The organism is Dyadobacter sp. (assembly GCF_017744695.1).
In the GTDB taxonomy this organism is placed as follows: domain Bacteria; phylum Bacteroidota; class Bacteroidia; order Cytophagales; family Spirosomataceae; genus Dyadobacter.
Map to the genome: position 1 here is coordinate 241,801 of NZ_JAGIAS010000002.1, position 19,518 is coordinate 261,318.

Sequence of the window (19,518 nt, forward strand, 5' to 3'; positions counted from 1 at the left end):
TCAGGACTAAATTCAACTACCATTTAATCCCAGATTTCGCCTATGACATACCCGTGACTCTGCTCCCATTTTGAATGATAAAGAGCCAGTGATGATTGCGCCATCACCGGCCCTGCGCCTCCCCTCGCCCGGACTGGAATCTGCGGCGATACAGGAGCATTTTGTCCCATCATTTCAATCCTGAACAAAACTTTCAAAAGTATGAAAAAACACCGACATCTATCCCGGCTACTTTACAGGGCTATGAGAATATCACTTTACCAATTATTAATTGCCTTAATCTTCGCCAGCGTATCAGCAGCAGGCACCGTTGGGGCCCAGGATATTCTGAACCAGAAAATCACCATACAGGTCAGTAACTTGGAAATGAAGACCGTACTGAGCAAACTCAACAAGCTGACACAGTTGCGTTTTACATATAGCTCTTCACTGATCAAATCGCAAAGAAAGGTGTCGATCAATGCCGTCGACAGGCCGTTGGGCGACATTCTGGACGATCTTTTCAAATCTGCCAACATCACCTACAAGATAGAAGGCAAGCAAGTTGTGCTCATTAAAAATGCCGAACCCGGCAGCGCATTACCTGAAATGATCCGTAGCCAAAGCGATATCGACCGCAATATCACCGGAAAAGTCACCGACGAAAAGGGTGCTCCCCTGCCGGGTGTGAGCATTGTGGTGAAGGGTACCAAAGCGGGTACCGCCACCGATACCGAAGGCGCATTCCAGCTGGCCGTTCCCGACGCGGGCGGCACGCTCGTATTCTCATACGTGGGTTACACGCCCCAGGAAATACCATTGGGTAATCAATCGAATTATGATATTTCGATGACACCTGATGTCCGTAACCTGGAAATGGTGGTCGTTACCGCGTTGGGTATCAAACGGGATGCGAAAAAATTGGGTTACTCGACAGCCACCGTAAATACCGAAGAACTCACGACCAACCGCACGACAAACCTCGGTAACAGCTTGCAGGGCAAAGTGGCCGGTTTGAATGTTACGCCGCCTGCGAGTGGTCCGGGTGGCTCTACCAAGATCCGTATCCGCGGTCAGTCGTCGTTTGGCGGCAACAACTCTCCGCTCATCATTGTAAACGGCATTCCGATCAACAACAGCAGCGTTTCGGCGGGTGGCTCGAATGGAAATGGCACGGGTAACCCCACCGGCGGCTCCTCTGATGCGGGCGATGGTTTGCAAAGCATTAACCAGGACGATATTGAATCGATGACCGTGCTGAAAGGTGCCGCCGCGGCTGCTTTGTACGGTTTCCGGGCAAAGGACGGCGCCATTATCATTACGACCAAAAGCGGCAGCAAAACGACCGGCATCGGTGTAGAACTGAACTCGAATTTCCAGGCACAGGAAGCATTGGATTTCACTGATTTTCAATATGAGTATGGCCAGGGAGAGTTTGGGAAACGCCCTACCACCGTCGCAGAAGCCCAAAGCTCGGGTGTATTTGCATTTGGCGAGAAGCTCGACGGCAAACCTACGCCGCAATTCGATGGGAGTACGCAGCCTTACGTAGCCCACAAAGACCGTATCAAAAAGTTTTACCGCACAGGAACCAGTTTTACCAATTCAGTTGCATTATCCGGCGGCAATGAAAAAGGAAATTTCCGCCTCTCTTTCGCGAATACCGATGCCAATGCGATCATGCCGAATTCTGCTTATCACAAAAAAATCTTCAACCTCGGGTTGAACTACAAGTTTACCAAAAAGCTTTCCGCGCAACTGAACGCGAATTATTCCAACGAATACAACAAGAACCCGCCGCAGATCGGTATCCAGGACATGAATGCGAACACCACCATTTATACCCTGGCTACCAGCATCGACACCGATTGGCTGAAAAACCGCAAGGATGCCAACGGCAACGAAATGCCCCTGGCGCGTTTTACTAACCGTAATAACCCGTACTGGGTGGCTTACGACCGTTTCGAAAACGTGCACCGTGACCGCATCTTCGGCAATACTTCGGTGCGTTACGATTTCACCGACTGGTTATTCGTACAGGGCCGGATCGGGCAGGATTACTATACCCGTCCCTACAATTACAACCGCCCCACCGGTACCCGCTCGATTGGCGCAGTGGCGACCGGCTTCAATGGGTACTACTACCAGGATGTAGCCACATTCCGCGAACGTAATATGGACATCCTCATTGGTGCGAACAAATCGTTCGGCGATTTCGGGATTGATATCACATTGGGTGGCAACCAGATGTTACAGGTCAGCGACAACGTATCTACTGCCGTAACCAACTTCTACGTGCGCGACCTTTATACGATCGCTAACGGGCAGATCAAAAACCCGAATTACAGTTACAGCAAGAAGAAGGTCAATTCAATCTACGGGTCAGCCGAGTTTTCCTACAAAAACTTCCTGTTCCTGAATGTGACCGGCCGCAACGACTGGTTCTCCACACTGAACCCGCAGTCTAACAGCTACTTGTATCCATCTGTGAGCGGCAGCTTCGTGTTCAGCCAGGCATTCAACACAGCACCAGACTGGCTTACTTACGGCAAGCTCCGCGCGGCCTACGCCGAGGTGGGAGGCGATACGGACCCGTATTCGAACAATTTGTATTACGCGATCAATGCTAATCCATTCAATGGAACTGCACTAGGTAACCTGCCCTCCACGGTGAGTCCGAACGCGAACCTCCGTCCGCTGAAAGTGAAAGAAACGGAAGTAGGTCTGGAATTGAAGACGTTCGACAGCCGCCTGAATCTCGATCTTTCATTGTACCGTAAAAATACCGTCGACGAGATCCTGAATGTCAGCATTTCGAACACTTCAGGTTTCAGCCAGACCAAGGTAAATGTGGGTAAACTGCGTAACCAGGGCGTAGAGTTTCTGTTGACCGTCGTGCCGGTACGCAACGACAATTTCACATGGGAAACCAGCTTCAACGGCAGCTATAACATCAGCAAGGTGATTGAACTGGCCGAAAGACAGGACCGTTTCGACGTCGGTACAGGTGAATTTTTCGGGATCGTGTCACATGAAGTGGGCAAACCACTCGCCTCATTGCGCGGGTTCGATTACAAGCGCGACGCGCAGGGCCGCATTGTTACTTCGGGCGGTCTGCCGCAGCAGGGCAACCTCACCACTTTCGGCAGCGCGATCCCGAAATGGGTCGGCGCTTGGGTGAACACCATCAATGTAAAAGGCATTCGCATCGGCACGCAAATCGATTTCAAGGCGGGTAACAAGATCCTCTCGAACTCCAACCTGAACTTCCTGCGTGAAGGGCTTTCGAAGCCATCGCTCGTAGGTCGTGAAGGCGGCGTATTGCTCGAAGGCGTGACAGCCACCGGCGAACCGAACACACAACGCGTTGAAGCTGAGCAGTTCTACACCGCTTACCGCAGTACTAACCTCGCTTCGCCTTTCGTATACAACGGCGCATTTGTGCGTTGGAGAACACTGTCCATAGGTTATGACCTTTCGCGCTTCGTACGCGACAAGACCTTCATCAAAGGCCTGACGCTCTCCGCAATGTGCAACAACGTACTGATGATCAAGAAGTATATCGATAACCTCGATCCCGAAGCACAGGTATCGGCCTCCGACAACCTGCAAGGCATCGAAACGCATACGCTTCCAACCACGCGGAGTTACGGAGTGAACTTGAACATTAAACTATAATGACAAATCGCGGAAAAGGGGAAGAACGGAGGAAAAGGATGAAGGAGGAAAGGGATATTCACTCATTCACTCATTCACTCATTCACTCATTCACTCATTCCCAATTCAGTCATTCAGTCATTCAATCATTCAACCATTCCCCGTTCCACGGCGGACCATTCAATCATTAAAACTATGAGACGATTATTCATATATGCCGCGGCGTTCGCAATGCTCATCGGTGCCAGTTCGTGCGATAAAGGGTTCGAAGATGTGAACAAAAACCCGGTACTAGCCACGAGTGTAGACCCCGTTTACCTGTTCTCGAACGCGCAATTCAATTCTGCCATTGCGACGCAGAACTACCAGATGCAGATCGTGCAGCAGATCAATACCCCTTACACAGGCGTACTCGAGGGCGGTAACCACAATGCCGTTTCCGATCCTAATTCGAATGCCAATTTCAATTCCCTGTATTTACAAAACGGCCCTGTAAACCTGCTGACGACAGTTATAGCCCAAACCAAGGATACCCCTGCCCGCAGCAACCTGTACAACATGTCACGGATCTGGAAGGCCTACGTATTTATGGTTTTGGTAGATACCTACGGCGATGTGCCCTACTTTGAGGCCGGAAAGGCGTTTCTGGAAGGTATTAACCTGCCCAAATACGACGATCAGAAAGTGATCTACGACGATATCCTGAAAGAGTTGCAGGAAGGTACCAAAGCCCTGGACGCCGGCAAGGCCATCGAGGCAGGCGACCTGTTTTTCAAAGGAAATATTGCCCAATGGAAAAAGCTGGGGAACTCGTTGCTGCTCCGCGCTGCCATGCGCTATTCCAAAATTGATGCGGCGAAGGCGAAGCAATATGTGGCAGTTGCTGTTGATCCTGCGAATGGCGGTTTGCTAAGCTCCAACGCGGACAATGCGCTGATCGCGTTCAACAGCACATTCAACCACCCGCTGGCCAACTATTTCCAGGGAACCGAGCGCGGCAACGTGTACCTGGGCAAGGCATTGGTCGATTTCCTGAAAGAAACCAGCGATCCGCGCATTCGTGTGATCGCCGTGAAATATGAAACGCCAGGAAACCCGCTTGCCACTGCCGGCGCAGAGGATACTACCCCGGCGAGCCAGCAAGGAATGCCTTACGGCTACAACGAATCCACGATCGCCAATGCGCCCGATTTCCCGGGTAAAATCGGTTCTGCATTCAAGTATTCGCAGATTAACCGCCGAACGCTCGGTAAAATAGACGCGCCGGAGTTCTTCATTACCTATTCACAAACCAGCCTCCTGCTCGCGGAAGCAGTACAGCGCGGATGGGCAACGGGCGACGTCAAGGCGCTGTACGAGGCCGGCGTGCGCGCGCATATGAACCAGATGGCCACGTACGACGTGCTCGCAACCATCCCGACCGCCAGCCAGGATGCTTTCCTGACCGCCAACCCGTTTGTACCGGCGAAAGCATTGGAGCAGATCAACAACCAGTACTGGATCTCCTCATTCCTGAACGGTTCCGAGGCCTGGGCGAACTTCCGCAGAAGTGGCTTTCCGACGCTTCCGATCAACAATTACCCGGGTAAAGACCCATCAGTGAAGGATTTCATCAAGAGATTGGTGTACCCTGTTCTCGAACGTTCGGTGAATGAGGCCAACTACAAGGAGGCCGTTGCCAGAATGGGCCCTGACGAGCTTGGAACACCCGTTTTTTGGGATAAATAACAATCAATACCAACCCTTAATTATTCTTTTATGCTCAAACAAACCTTGCTTGCGGGAGCGTTTGTGCTGGGAAGCGCCGCTTCCCATGCACAAGCGATCTCCCCTACTCCTGATCAGATCAAAGCCTACACCTCCGGCTGGAAGGGAGAACGCTCGCCGGACGGTCGGCCCCGCGTTTCGGACGCGATCCTCGCCCGCCTGAAAAACATTTCGATGGAAGAAGCCTGGGGCGTGCTCCGTAACAAGGGCTACCATAACCAGTTCGAAGGCGAGTGGCAGCTGATCCACAACGACAGCACCATGACAGGCCGCGTGGTAACTGCGCAATACATGCCCGCCCGCCCCGATTTGCAAGACCTGGTGAAGGAAACCGGTAAAAAAGAAGGTCGCGTCCAGACGGGCGGTACCAACTCCTGGCCAATCGACGTGCTCAAAGAAGGTGATGTGTACGTGGCCGATGGCTATGGGAAAATCGCCGACGGCACGCTCATAGGCGACAACCTGGGCAACTCCATTTACGCCAAATCCAAACGCGGGGTAATTTTCTATGGCTCGGTACGCGACGTGGAAGGGCTGAGCGAGATCAAAGGTTTCAATGCCTGGATCAAAGGCCAGGACCCTTCCTACATCCAGCAAATGATGCTCACGAACATCAACACGCCAATCCGTATTGGCCGTGCGGTGGTGCTTCCGGGGGATGTGGTACTGGCTAAAAAATATGGTACCATCTTCATTCCGGCACATTTGGTGGAAGAACTGGTGATCACGTCGGAAGTAACGGCTTTGCGCGATGAATTCGGGCACCTGCGCCTGCGCGAGGGTAAGTACACGCCCGGGGAAATCGATACCAAATGGTCGGAAACGATCCAGAAGGATTTTCTCAACTGGGTAAATAACTACCCCGGCAAACTGCCGATGACGAAGAAGGAACTGGATGATTATTTGAAGGAAAGAAATTATTAAACTGCTACAAGCTGTAAGCGATAGGCTGTAAGCTGCTTATGTTGAAAACAATACATGCAGCCGAACGCTTAAAGCTTATAGCCTAAGGCTTAAAGCATTAACACAATGAAAAACATCTTAAAACAAATCATTTCTGAAAATAAGAGGGTTGAAAGCGCTGAAAAAGCGGCTACTACGGCGGAAATAGCGAATCCAACTACCAAAGACAGCCGCCGGAACTTCCTGCGCAAAACGGCCGTGGGCGGCATTGCATTGGGCGGTTTCATGTCGATGTCGACCGAGGACACCATTGCGCAAGCTACTTCCAAAGTGAGTCGTGCCTCGAAACCCTCGGAATTGAAAATCACCGACTTGCGCTATTGCATTGTACAGAATGTGGGCCGGACGCCCATTATCCGTATCGATACCAACCAGGGCATTTATGGTCTTGGCGAAGTACGGGATGGTGCCGACGAGCGTTACGCGCTATTCCTGAAGAGTCATTTACTTGGCCAGAACCCCTGTAATGTGGAGCAGCTGTTCAAATCGATCAAGCAGTTTGGCTACCATGGCCGTCAGGCGGGTGGTGTTTGTGGGGTGGAAATGGCGCTTTGGGACCTTTGTGGCAAAGCCTACGGTGTGCCTTGCTGGCAGTTGTTGGGCGGCCGTTACCGCGATAAAGTGCGTTTGTATGCGGATACCCCGGAGTCGAACGATATCAACGAGTTTAAGCAAAAAATCAAATTCCGTACGCAGGACCAGGGTTATACCTGGCTCAAAATGGATATTTCGATCGGTATGCTGCGCAACAACGAGGGCAGCGTGGTAAACAACAAGGTCTGGGGCGGCGGCTTCTCACAATGGGCGGGCGATTACCATTCCTACGCGAATACCAAACACCCTTTCACGGCTATCCAGATCACCCCGAAAGGGCTGGACGAAATGGCGAAAGTAGTGGAGGAAGTACGTGGTGTGGTAGGTTACGAAATTCCGCTGTCTTCGGACCACTACGGCCATTTTGACCTAAACAACGGCATTCGTCTCGGTAAAGCGCTCGACAAATACCGCCTCGCGTGGTTCGAGGACATGGTGCCCTGGGAATACACCGACCAATGGAAAACCATTTCCGACGCACTCGAAACCCCTACACTCACCGGCGAGGACATTTACCTCAAAGAGGGTTTCAAGGCATTGATCGAGCAGCGCGCCGTGGATATCGTTCACCCCGACCTGGCATCATCGGGCGGACTGCTTGAAACAAAACGCATTGGCGATTACGCCGAGGATCACGGCATTGCTATGGCGATGCACTTTGCGGGTACGCCAGTCAGCTTTATGGCCAACGTACACTGCGCTGCCGCTACGCAAAACTTCCTGGCATTGGAACACCACTCGGTGGACGTGCCGTGGTGGGAAAGCCTGGTGAAAACCACCGACGGCCGCAAGCTGATCGATAAGGGTTATGCCACCGTACCGCTGGAAGCACCCGGCCTGGGTATCGAGCTGGTCGACGAGGAAGTGAAAAAACACCTGCATCCAAAGGACAAATCCTACTTCGCGCCGACACCCGACTGGAACGAAAAACGTTCGCACGATCGCTTGTGGAGCTAACCGCCGGAAAGATGGTAGGACTTTGATCCTACCATCTTTCGGCTTATTTCAGTATTTTGCGCGCTTCACTCTCATATGTACTAATGAAGAATATTCGCAACGTACTCTTTTACTGCATTACCATCGGAATTTTCGCAGCCCTGCTTTACTTCTTTATCCGACAGGGCACTTTCCTGGAAAAAGCCGATCAGATTACGCACAAAACGCAAACCACTTCATCCTGGGAGCAATTTACAGACACCTTCGGGCACAACCTCACCCACCCGCTCGCCACGCTCCTCGCCCAAATCGTCACCATCATCATCGTAGCCCGCCTGTTCGGCTGGATTTGCAAGGCCATCGGTCAGCCGACGGTCATCGGCGAGATCGCCGCAGGGATTTTCCTCGGGCCTTCGGTGCTTGGAATGTTCTTCCCGGAGCTTTCCGCATTCGTTTTTCCTAAAACCTCCCTCAGTAATTTGCAGTTTCTCAGCCAGGTAGGGCTTATTCTCTTCATGTTCATTATCGGCATGGAGCTCGACCTGAAAGTGCTGAAAACCAAAGCACAGGAAGCCATTGTAATCAGCCACGCCAGCATTATTCTTCCGTTCGCGCTCGGCGTAGGGCTCGCATTGTATCTATATACCGAATTTGCACCGGAAGGCATCAGCTTTCTTTCATTTGCGCTTTTTACCGGTATTGCATTGAGTATCACGGCATTTCCCGTGCTCGCTCGCATCGTGCAGGAACGCGGACTCTCCCGTACACGCCTGGGCATGATGGTGATCACCTGCGCCGCCACCGACGACATTACCGCCTGGTGCATCCTCGCGGCCGTGATCGCCATCGTGAAAGCCGGGGAATTTGTGAGCGCTATCTACACCATCATTCTCTCGGTTGGCTACGTATTATTGATGTTGCAACTGGTGAAACCGATGCTGAAACGCATTGGCGACCATTATGCCTACCGCGAAGGACTTACCAAACCGGTGGTAGCGTTGTTTTTCCTGGTGTTGCTCGTATCTTCCTATTTAACCGAAGTCATTGGCATCCACGCCCTTTTTGGCGCGTTTATGGCCGGGGTAATCATGCCTGCGAACCAGCGCTTCCGCAATATTTTCATTGAAAAAGTGGAGGACGTGGCGCTCGTGCTGCTGTTGCCGCTGTTCTTTGTTTTTACGGGTTTGAGAACTCAGATAGGCCTGCTGAACGACGCTCACCTGTGGTATGTTACCGGGCTCATCATAGCAGCTGCGGTGACCGGGAAGTTTGTTGGAAGTACGATAGCGGCGCTCTTTGTCAAACAATCATGGCGCGACAGCCTCATTATCGGCTCGCTGATGAACACCCGCGGACTCGTGGAGCTGGTCGTGCTCAATATCGGGTACGATATTGGCGTGCTTTCGCCCGAAATCTTTACCATGATGGTGATCATGGCGCTGGCAACCACCTGTATGACAGGCCCGGCACTCGATCTGATCGACAAATTCCTCCCTGCCCCCAGGGAGGATCTCCATCCTGTGCATGAACCTTCCCGGTTCTCTATCCTGATCGCCTTCGCCAGTCCGCAAGGCGGCCGCAAAATGCTCCGGCTGGCCGACAAACTGGTTACCAAACAGCCTGATGAACAACTGATAACGGCCTTGCACCTCTCCCCAAGCAGCTATCTCAACCAGGTCAATACCGAAGAATACCAATACGAAACTTTCCGCCCGATCAACGAGGAGGCCCACGAGCTCAATACCACTTTCACATCATTGTTCAAACCTTCGCAAAGCATTGAGCACGACATCATCGAAATAGCCAACGACGGCGAATTCGATATGCTCATGATCGGGGTCGGGCGATCGGTGTTCGAGGGTACTTTTTTAGGTAAAATATTGGGCTTCACGTCCAAATTCGTGAGCAGGGAACGCCTTTTTGACACCATTACCGGTAAAGAAAAGCTCTTCCATGCCGATGTGTTCGACGAGCGCACAACGCACATTATCCGGTCGGTGAAAGTTCCGGTCGGTATTCTCATTGAAAAAAATCTGGAACAGGTGGAACAGGTTTTCATGCCATTGTTCACACCGGAAGATCGCCGCCTCCTGCCATTCGCCGAACGTTTCGCGACTGTAAACGGGCTGCGGATAACGATCATGGACCCGTCGCAAACAGTCAGCCAGCACGTCGAGACCGGCGTGGCGCTGGATGCTTTACAGGAAAAATCCCCTGAAAACGTGACGATGCTCTATGAAAACGTGCTTGAAAAGGACTTTCTGCAAAGCCAGGACCTCATGGTGATCAGCCTCGAAAGCTGGATCAAGGCTGTCGAATCGCACAGCGTATGGCTTTCACATTCCCCTTCCGTGCTTATCATACGGGGCTGAGGCTCAGACTTTCCGGCTTTCAGAAAGCCGGAAAGTCGGCCTAATGGGTTTTTAAAAGGAATAATAAGTGTTTACTTTACAGAAGTGACGCTAGCATTCCACTTCTATGATCCCATTTCTAAGCAAAAACCGCTTCACGAAGTCCATCAACCCTCAAACGATCCTTTTTTTCTTTCATAACTTCTTCACGAATGTCGGTACCACGCTGGTGTATGTATCCGCCAACGTGCTCCTGCTCGAAAACCATCCCGAATACTCGCTGCCGCTGGCCTACATCGCCGCTGCGCTGGCCGTGATGGCATCGGGGAAGATTTATGAGTATTTCGAACACCACCTGCTGCTGAAAAAGCTGAGCCTGGGCACAATGCTCTCGTCGCTATTCATGGTCGTGATCGTGATGGGGCTGCTGCTCGTCGGCCACGGCGTCGCTACGGCCATTGCCGTGATGGTGGGCTACCGGGTCATCTATTTGCTTATCAATCTAGAATTCTGGGGATTATCCGCGCTGGTTTTCGATGTGCGGCAAAGTAAAAGGCTGTTCAGCGTGATCGGTTCGGGGGATATGCCTGCCAAAGCATTGGGTGCCGTGCTGGCGGTGCTGATCCATTCGCCTTCGGTGCTGGCCATATTGCTGGCTATCTCGCTGGTTTTCTTCGCACTGGCATTTTACACGCAGATCCTCACGTTCCGGCATACCGATATTCCTAACCCACATCACACCCGCACGCGCCACACGGAATCCGATTCCCGCATTATCCAGAAGTATTTCGGCGGCAACAAGCTGCTTACCTCGCTCTGCATCGGTATGGTCGCTATTGCAGCTACCGCCACCTGGATCGAGTACCACTTTTTTGTTAATGTCAAATACAAATTTCACAGCCAGCACGACGTGATTTTCTTCGTCGGTTCACTGCTGACGGCCACGTATGTGATCTCGACATTTGTTAAAATGCTGCTGTCCGGCAAAACTGTGGAGCGTTTCGGCATCAAACTCACATTGTACCTGTTGCCGCTGACGACCATCGCCATTTCGCTGGGGCTGCTGGTATCGTCCTATTTCCGGAAAGACGAGCCATCGCTGCTGGTGTATTACTGCATTGCCTACCTGCTTTTCGAGCTGGTCAGGAGGACCATTTTCGACCCGGTTTTCCTGGTTTTGTTCCAGCCGCTTTCCACCAAAACCCGTTTGAAAGGTCACACGCTCGCCAAAGGCCTTTTTGAGCCGCTGGGAATGCTTATCGCCGGCGCTATGCTCTGGATCATCTACACGCAGCATTGGAGCGACATCAGCCTCACTCTCGACTTGTCGCTGCTGTTCGCGTTGGGCGCGTTATTTGTGTTCCGCAAAACTTATCGTCATTACATGCAGGAATTGAAATCGGCGATCAGCAAGCGGTTTATCCGCAGCGGCGAAATGGCCTCCCCTGCGGAAGCATTGCCGATCATTACCGAAAACCTGCAAAGCGACCGCAAGGAAGAAGTTTTGAATGCGATCGACTGGCTCGCCAGGAACAAGGTTTCGCTCTTCCGCAAACATGCCGATGAGCTCCTGAAAAACCCGTTTGTTCAGGTCCGGTTAAAAACTTTGCAAACGCTCTCGGCGCTTGACAAGCCGGAGCTCTCAGCTTCATTTATTCAGTATATCGAAGACGAACCCGACGCAGCCTGCCAGGTGCTGGCCGTACGCCTTGCCTGTGCGAACGGACGCCTGAACGAGGAGCAAACCGCCCGTTTCCTCGCCCACCGCGACCTCGATATTGTGAAGGGGACCATCATCGGCTGCTGGGAAGCGGGAAAAGCCCTCCCGTTGATCCACGGCACGCTGCAAAGGCTGTTCGGCTCGGAGCAGGAAAGCGACCAACTCGCTGCGCTCGACTGCCTGAAAGTAACGGGCATTAATTCTTACGAAAACCTGCTCAAAAGCTGCATTCGCAACGGCTCACAACGCGTGCGCAATTACGCGATCGAGGTAGCGGCGACCGTAGGCTCTCCCGCCCTGCTGCGCGATCTGCGCCTTGTGCTCACGGGCACTTTAACCCCGGCCACCATCCATGCGATGATCAATTCCGGCGACCTGGGTATCCGCATTATCGAGGAATGGTTACAGCAGGATACCACCGGCGAGCGCATCCGGACGTTCATTAAAACCGCCGAAAAAGGTAGGCACGAATTTATACTTCAAATACTTTTTAACCTTATTAAAAATATTTACCAGCATAAATTTTTAATTAATACTGAAAATATCAGTAATACTAAAAGGAAGGAAAGTGATATTCATATTGAAAATATCGATAGTTTCACCCATATCTCCGCCTTAAAAGCGCTCAGCCATTATACATTAATATCTGACTATAAAGAGGTTATCCCTGAGTTTGTAGAAAAAGAATTGATCCATGCGGGGCAGTTACTCAACGGAATGGATGCTTCCGAAAGCAATGTTACCTGGAACAATGCGCTGGAATACGAACTCGAACTGACTGCCCAAAGGCTGTTCTACCTGTTTATGATGCAGTACGATAAGGAAGCTGTACAGAGTGCATGGAAGGGAATCCGGCATGCGAGCAAGGAGAAACGGGCCAATTCGCTTGAACTCATCGAGAGCCTTTTGCCGCGTATGCTGTACCCGTCACTGCATGCATTATTCGAAAATATTCCCATCCAGAAAAAGCGCGACGCGCTGCGCCAGTACATGGGCAACGTCGATCCCGGATTGTCGCTGATCACGACTATTCTCTCGCAGGAGGAGCGGTCGTTCACAACCTGGACCATCGCGCTGGCCGTTGGCCAATGCGACGTTACCGAGGCCGACCTGATCCATCTTGAAAAGCTCGCCAACCATTCATCGCGCCTGATACGCGAGGCCGTGCACGAACGATATGCCATCCTCGCCCTGCGCCCCGACCTTAAATTCTCGCTTAGAATCCCTATGAAACACGCCGAACCAACCCAGCAGATTTCCGAAATGGAAAGGGTGATCGTCCTTAAAAACACCCAGCTTTTCGCGCAGACGCCCGAGAACGTGCTCAGCTCCATCGCCCCGATCATGAAAGAAGTGACTTACAGCGACGGCCAGGAGATATTTGCCAAAGGCGATCTCGGCGATTCGATGTACATCATTTACACCGGCCAGGTGGGGATTTATGATGGCCCCAAACAGCTCGCATTGTTCGATAAGGGCGAGATCTTCGGGGAGCTGGCATTGCTCGACACCGAGCCACGCTCGGCTACGACCGTGGCCGAAACTGACGTGCTGGTGTTCCGCATAGACCAGGAAGATTTCTTTGAACTGATGGAAGAACGCGATGAGATCCTGCGCAATGTGCTGCGCATTCTTTGCCAGCGCATCCGCGTTCAGAATGAGAAAATGCGCCAGTTATAGGGCGCGTGCCGTATTTTTGAGGTGTTGGAGATGCTGTTGCTTGACGGCATCCCGACGCTTCCGCTCCGAAGCCGTCCAGTACGCATGTGCTTCCAGAAACCTGACCTGCACCGAATCCCACGCAGGAATATCTTCCACCATATCCCGGGCTTTCAATTCCTCGAATAAAGTAGCTGCAATCGGCTCGAAATCGTCACGCCCGAGGTAATCCAGGTCGGCATCGCAAATAACCCTTTCCAGCGCGTTTTTGGGGCTTTGCGGGATCTTTGTAGCCAGTATCATACCGCATATTGTTTCAATTTGCCTTGGATTGTAGCCGAATCCGGGCAAAACCTCGCGTGCGATCGCGCAACCGGCTTCCTCGTGGCCTTGGTAGGTCGTCAGGAAACCGCTGTCGTGGTAAAATGCCGCTGTCCGCAGTAATGCCAGGGACTCATCGTCGGTGATATTCTCCAACGCCGCGATTTCGGCGGACGCCTGCACGACATCGAGCGTGTGATGGGGGCCGTGGTAAAAGAGTGTACGGTCCAGTCCCTTTTTCAGCTTTTCGAGCACATATTGTTCAGCCTTTTCGCTTTGCATGGCTATTCGAGCACTTCGTAGATCAATACCGGGTTTGATTTGTTTTTGAGGTTCACCTCGCCGACCAGGCTGCATTTAAACGCCTCTTTCAGCTTCTCATAGGCCGAATCCGGCACCACTACCTGCCCCGGCTTCGCGATGGATTGCAGCCGTTGGGCCACATTCACGACATCGCCGATCACGGTATAATCCAGCCGTTTCAACGCGGCCGAACCAATGTTTCCCGACACCATTTCGCCGGAATTGATCCCTATCGAAACCTTCGGGAAGTAACCCGATTGATCCGACAGTTCCTCTTTAAAACCGTTGATATGATTACGGACCGCCAGCGAGGATTCCACCGCGCGATCAAGGTGATATTCGCCCCGGAAAACGGCCATGACCGCATCGCCCATGAACTTGTCGACGTGCCCGCCCTGGGCGATGATTTCCTTCACCATCACATCGAAATACTTGTTGATGAGCTTCACCACACGGTCCGGCTGCTCTTTCTCGGAAATAGCCGTAAAACCGCACATATCCATAAAAACGACCGTTCCTTCGATGTTCTCGCTGGTCATCAGCGACTTTTCGAACGTCTCCTGCGTCATAAATTGCAATACCGAGGCATCGACGTACATCCGGAGAATGTCGTTTTCCCGTACCGCTTTCAAAGTATCTTTCAGTTGCGCCACATATTGCAGCGTTTTCTCCATCGTGACCTCCAAATCGCGAAAATCGATCGGTTTGGTCAAAAAATCGAATGCGCCGCGGTTCATGGCCGTGCGGATATTGTCCATATCGCCGTAGGCCGAAACGATCACCGATTTCAGTATCGGGCTCAGCTCCCCCAGCCGCACGAGGAGCGTCAGACCATCCATTTCCGGCATATTGATATCACTCAACACCATGTCGACGTCGGGATGCTCCGCCAGCACTTCGAGCGCTTGCAGGCCGTTTTCAGCAAAAACAAATTCATATTGCTGTTCGCGGATCTGCCGCCTGAACTTCTGTTTGATCAGCAGTTGCAGGTCGGCCTCGTCGTCCACTACGAGTATCTTGGCTTTCATAATAGGAGCAGTTTCTCTTTCAGTTCGTTAAAGTTGACGGGTTTGGTCAGAAAATCGTCGGCGCCGAGCTGCATGGCCTGATCGTGGTTCGCTGCGTCGCCATAAGCGGTGATCATCATCACCTGCGGCGGCGCCGAGGGGTGATCGGCCCGGATCTTTTTCAGCAGCTCGATCCCGCTCATACCGGGCATATTAATGTCCGACAGGATCATCACCACCTCCGAAGGGTGGTTTTGCATGAATTCCAGCGCTTCCTCGCCCGAAAATGCGAATGAAAACTCGAATTGGCCGCCACGGATCTCCCGGCGGAATTTCTGCTCAAAAAGCGATTTGACGTCTTCCTCGTCGTCTACAACCAGTATTTTCATGTCCATCTTGGGGCTGATCAGGCAATAGGTATGGTAATGCGGAACTCCGTCTTCTCTCCTTCCACCGTGTCCACTTCGAGTACGCCTCCATGACCATTCGTGATGATGTCGTAGCTCATCGAGAGGCCCAGGCCAGTTCCCTGACCGGTAGGTTTAGTCGTAAAAAACGGTTGGAATATCTTTGCTTTCACGTGCTCGGGCATACCCGTCCCATTATCCGAAACCCTGATATATAGTTTGTTATCAAATTTTTTGGTACTGATTTTGACTTCCGGCTTGTAATCGCCCAATTGCCCGGCTTCGGTCAGTTTCCGTTTTTTCTCGGCCACCGCGTAGAATGCATTGGTAAAAAGGTTGAGAAAAACACGGCCCAGATCTTGTGGCAGCACATTGACCGTCCCGATCGTCGCGTCGAAATCGGTTACCAATGCCGCATTAAACTCCTTGTCTTTCGCGCGCAGGCCGTGGTACGCCAGGCGCATGTACTCGTCCGCGAGCGCATTCACCTCCACTGGCTCCTTCTCGCCCGACGACGCCCGCGAGTGTTGCAGCATTCCCTTCACGATGGAATCGGCACGTTTACCGTGGTGCGTGATCTTCTGCTGGTTCTGGCTCAGGTCGCTGATAATACCTTTGATATAGTCCTTATCGTTATCGTCGATGCCGGTTTTATCTATCTCTTCTTCCAGTTCCTGGCACAGCTCGACGGACACTTCCGAGAAGTTATTCACGAAGTTCAAAGGGTTTTGTATCTCGTGCGCGATTCCGGCTGTGAGTTCGCCCAATGAAGCCATTTTCTCGCTCTGTATCAGCTGGTTTTGCGTCGCTTTCAGTTCTTCAATCGCTTTTTGCAGCTCTTCCTTCTGCTGGGTCAGTTCCTGCGTGCGTTCCGCTACGAGATATTCGAGCGACAGCTTCGTTTCCTTCGCGATCTGCTCTTCGCGAAGCCGCTCTTCCCGCTCCTGCGTTAAAACCTTCTGCTGCTTCCGGGCGTAAAACCAGATCACAAAACAGAAAATGAATGCGAACGAAAGCGCGATTTGAAAAAACTGCTCGTAACTGTGAAAAAATTTGGGAAATACCTGCTCGAAAAAATCGTTCACCATCGATATGCCAACGAACGGCAGCACCGATTGCGTTGTGGACCGGATTGATTTGAAATCGTCGTTTTGGTTAAAAAAACGCACCAACCCGAGTAATCCGAGGTTCCAGATCCACCCAAACCAGTCGGGCGAATTAGCTATATAGTAGGTCGCAATCAGTGAAAAAATGACAATGCGCGCATACTTGAAAAAGTTGTCCCATTTGGATGCGTGGTCCGTATGCTTCATCACGGAGTGAGCATACTGTACCAGGAAGAAGGCGACTATAAAATGCATGTAGAAATATTGTAATAGTAGTTCTGTTTTACTATTATTCCCTAACAATTGGCAAAGTACTTATTTTCCCCCAAATATCGGTTGTGCCCCGAATCCCTCCCGAATACGCCGCTCTAATTTATTTATAATCGAATTTTAATGATTTTATAAAACAGTTTTAATACCATTTTTAGCACGACTGAGAACCTTTGCCCGCAGGTAATTCAAACTAAACGAACATGTGCTATCCAGTTTTCAAGCGGGTTCTCATCCTGGTTCTGGTGGGAATGGCGTCGGCAAGGGCCCAAACCACCTACAATTTGCAGCAAGCCCTGCAAACGGCAAAGTCCAATAACCCCATCCTGAAACGCGAGCAATTCAATGTCGACGTCTCGCAGGCCGACATTACTACGGCCCAGCTCCGACCCAATCTGATATTAAACAACCAGTCGTTGCAGCTGGTGCAATCTTCCAAGTTCCCTGAAAACACCGGGTGGTTTAACGGCGCAAACCGGCAGATCTGGTGGCAGCTCACCAAGCCTTTTCAGTTGCCTGTACAGAGAGAGAACAAGATTAATTTCGCACAGCAAAACGTCAGGCTTACTCAAAGGCAATATGCCGACACGGAACGTCATCTGTTTCAGACAGTTGCACAGAAATGGCTGGATGTCTGGGCAGCGCGGAAGCAGCTCGATTTATTGGGCACGGCGAAGGCTAATGTCGATTCACTGGCGAATATCAACCGGTTGCGCCTGAAAAACCAGGTGATCACCACCACCGACCTCGCCCGCACGGAGCTGCTCGCGAACCAATACGACATTCAGCTCAAATCGGCATCGCAGGAATACCGCAACCAGCTATCGAACCTGAAATTTCTCATAGGCGTACAGGACTCGATCCAGATCGATACCACCGATCAGTTCGCATTTGCATTCCCCGACCGGATGGACGCCATCGTAGAGCAGGCATTGCAAAACCGTACCGATATCCAGGCCATCAGATCGACGATGGACGTGGCTGATGCCAATATCAAACTGCAAAAATCGAGCGCTTTACCCGTACCCGAACTGGGGCTGATTTACAACCCCCAAAACAAGGCACACTACATGGGCGTATACGGAACCGTCGAAATACCTATTTTTTCGAGAAACCAGGGCGAGATCAAGAAGTCACAGGTCTTGAAACAACAGGCGGAACAAGCCCTTCGCGCGACGGAGACGCAAGCGCAGACCGAAATCCTCACCGCTTACAAAAGCTACGTCACTCAAAAGCAAAACTTACAGAATTTCAATCAGTTACTAACTCAATCCCAAACAATTCTTAACAGTGTTAAATATTCTTACCTCCGTGGCGGGACGACGATTATCGACTTCCTGGAAGCCCAGCGCAGCTGGCTCGATACGCAGCAGCAGTATTACGACGTACTCGGCCAGTACCGCCAGAGCTATATCGACCTCCTTTACGCATCCGGAATGATCAATCAAATCGCGCAATAATCATGAAGAACATACTCGTTTGCACCTGCCTGGCCATGACTTTGATAGCAGGCTGCAAGAACAAAGCTGCCAACAAGCCCGTACCGGACAATTCGTCGCCGGTCGTAAATGCTTCCGGCACCAAAATATCGTTTCCGCTCGCCGAAAGTGCGAATTTCTTCCAAACTGAAACGATTTCCAGCTCTGCACTGATGGCGAACGTGACCGCGCCTGCAAAGGTTTCCGCCACCGTTCTCCGTTCGAACGAGGGCGCCTCAGGCAATATCGTCCTGTTCGACAATCCCGAGCTTGCGGGCAACTATACCCAGCTTTTGCAACACCTGACGATGATCAACCAGATCCAGAATATCAATATCCGTCAGCGCAAAACCGAACTTTCGCGCATTAAAGATTTGCAGGAGCACGGTGCAGCTACCGGTAAAGACCTGCTCGAATCGCAAACCGCGCTATCGATGGAAGAAACCAACCTGATCAACGAGCGTGCAGCCATTATCGAGCATGAAACCAAGCTGAAAGCCGGTGGTTTTGAACCAAAACAGCTCCGCACCGCGCCCGCAGGCACCGCGTACATCATATGCGACGTACCCGAGAGCGACATCAGCCAGGTAAAAAAAGGCGGCAAATGCACCATTCAGTTCACCGCTTTTCCGAACGAAGATTTCACGGGTACCATCGACGACATCGCCGACCTCGTGGATCAGACCACCCGGATGATCAAGCTGCGTGTGAACATCAACAACTCCAACGGCAAGCTGAAAGCGGGGATGTTCGGCACAGTTGCGTTTGGTTTGAGTGAAGGTAAAAAACTCAGTATCAATAAAGATGCATTGGTGACCGTGCAGGGACGCAACTATGTTTTCCTTAAAACCGCACCACAGGTTTTCGAGCGCCGCGAGGTCAACATCGGCGACCAGATCGGCGACAGGATCGTCGCATTCAGCGGCCTGAAAGCGGGCGAGCGTGTAGTGACCAAGGGCGTCATGCAGCTCAAAGGTTTATCGTTCGGCTATTAACCCCC

12 protein-coding genes are annotated in these 19,518 nt (G+C 51.7%); 8 read left to right on the top strand and 4 right to left on the bottom strand.

Annotated elements, in window-relative coordinates; translation table 11 throughout:
* The first annotated feature begins 201 nt into the window (after positions 1–201).
* From J7619_RS08530 to J7619_RS08555, 6 genes are all read left to right on the top strand, one after another.
* Complete coding sequence (locus J7619_RS08530) at positions 202–3,657, top strand: SusC/RagA family TonB-linked outer membrane protein (protein ID WP_291196952.1); 3,456 nt, start codon at positions 202–204, stop codon at positions 3,655–3,657.
* A gap of 174 nt (positions 3,658–3,831) precedes the next feature.
* The gene (locus tag J7619_RS08535; protein WP_291196954.1) at positions 3,832–5,364 is read left to right on the top strand and encodes a SusD/RagB family nutrient-binding outer membrane lipoprotein; all 1,533 of its coding nucleotides are present in this window, start codon (positions 3,832–3,834) and stop codon (positions 5,362–5,364) included.
* A 30-nt stretch (positions 5,365–5,394) separates the two neighbouring features.
* Entirely contained in the window at positions 5,395–6,327 is a 933-nt protein-coding gene (locus J7619_RS08540; protein ID WP_291196956.1) for an RraA family protein, read from the top strand.
* Positions 6,328–6,432: 105 nt separating this feature from the next.
* Positions 6,433–7,917, top strand: a complete 1,485-nt coding sequence (locus tag J7619_RS08545) for a mandelate racemase/muconate lactonizing enzyme family protein (RefSeq protein WP_291196958.1) — start codon at positions 6,433–6,435, stop codon at positions 7,915–7,917.
* A gap of 83 nt (positions 7,918–8,000) precedes the next feature.
* Entirely contained in the window at positions 8,001–10,268 is a 2,268-nt protein-coding gene (locus tag J7619_RS08550) for a cation:proton antiporter (RefSeq protein ID WP_291196960.1), read from the top strand.
* Positions 10,269–10,374: 106 nt separating this feature from the next.
* Positions 10,375–13,647: a cyclic nucleotide-binding domain-containing protein gene (locus J7619_RS08555; protein ID WP_291196962.1), complete on the top strand. Its 3,273-nt coding sequence runs from the start codon at positions 10,375–10,377 to the stop codon at positions 13,645–13,647.
* Here J7619_RS08555 and J7619_RS08560 read toward each other — a convergent pair.
* Genes J7619_RS08560 through J7619_RS08575 form a run of 4 tightly spaced genes read right to left on the bottom strand, consistent with a single transcriptional unit; the run spans position 13,642 to position 17,025 of the window.
* Complete coding sequence (locus J7619_RS08560; RefSeq protein WP_291196964.1) at positions 13,642–14,229, bottom strand: HD domain-containing protein; 588 nt, start codon at positions 14,227–14,229, stop codon at positions 13,642–13,644. The two genes, J7619_RS08555 and J7619_RS08560, sit on opposite strands and share 6 nt — an antisense overlap.
* Before the next feature lie 2 nt (positions 14,230–14,231).
* On the bottom strand, positions 14,232–15,278 hold the full coding sequence (locus tag J7619_RS08565; RefSeq protein ID WP_291196966.1) for an adenylate/guanylate cyclase domain-containing response regulator: 1,047 nt from the start codon (positions 15,276–15,278) through the stop codon (positions 14,232–14,234).
* Complete coding sequence (locus tag J7619_RS08570; protein ID WP_291196968.1) at positions 15,275–15,646, bottom strand: response regulator; 372 nt, start codon at positions 15,644–15,646, stop codon at positions 15,275–15,277. The genes J7619_RS08565 and J7619_RS08570 overlap by 4 nt, the downstream gene beginning before the upstream one ends.
* A 17-nt stretch (positions 15,647–15,663) precedes the next feature.
* On the bottom strand, positions 15,664–17,025 hold the full coding sequence (locus tag J7619_RS08575; RefSeq protein WP_291196970.1) for a sensor histidine kinase: 1,362 nt from the start codon (positions 17,023–17,025) through the stop codon (positions 15,664–15,666).
* Positions 17,026–17,243: 218 nt separating this feature from the next.
* Between J7619_RS08575 and J7619_RS08580 the strand changes: the two genes are divergently transcribed.
* On the top strand, positions 17,244–18,500 hold the full coding sequence (locus J7619_RS08580; RefSeq protein WP_291196972.1) for a TolC family protein: 1,257 nt from the start codon (positions 17,244–17,246) through the stop codon (positions 18,498–18,500).
* Positions 18,501–18,502: 2 nt separating this feature from the next.
* Positions 18,503–19,513 (top strand): efflux RND transporter periplasmic adaptor subunit, encoded by a 1,011-nt coding sequence (locus J7619_RS08585; protein WP_291196974.1) that lies wholly within the window; start codon positions 18,503–18,505, stop codon positions 19,511–19,513.
* Positions 19,514–19,518 lie beyond the last annotated feature (5 nt).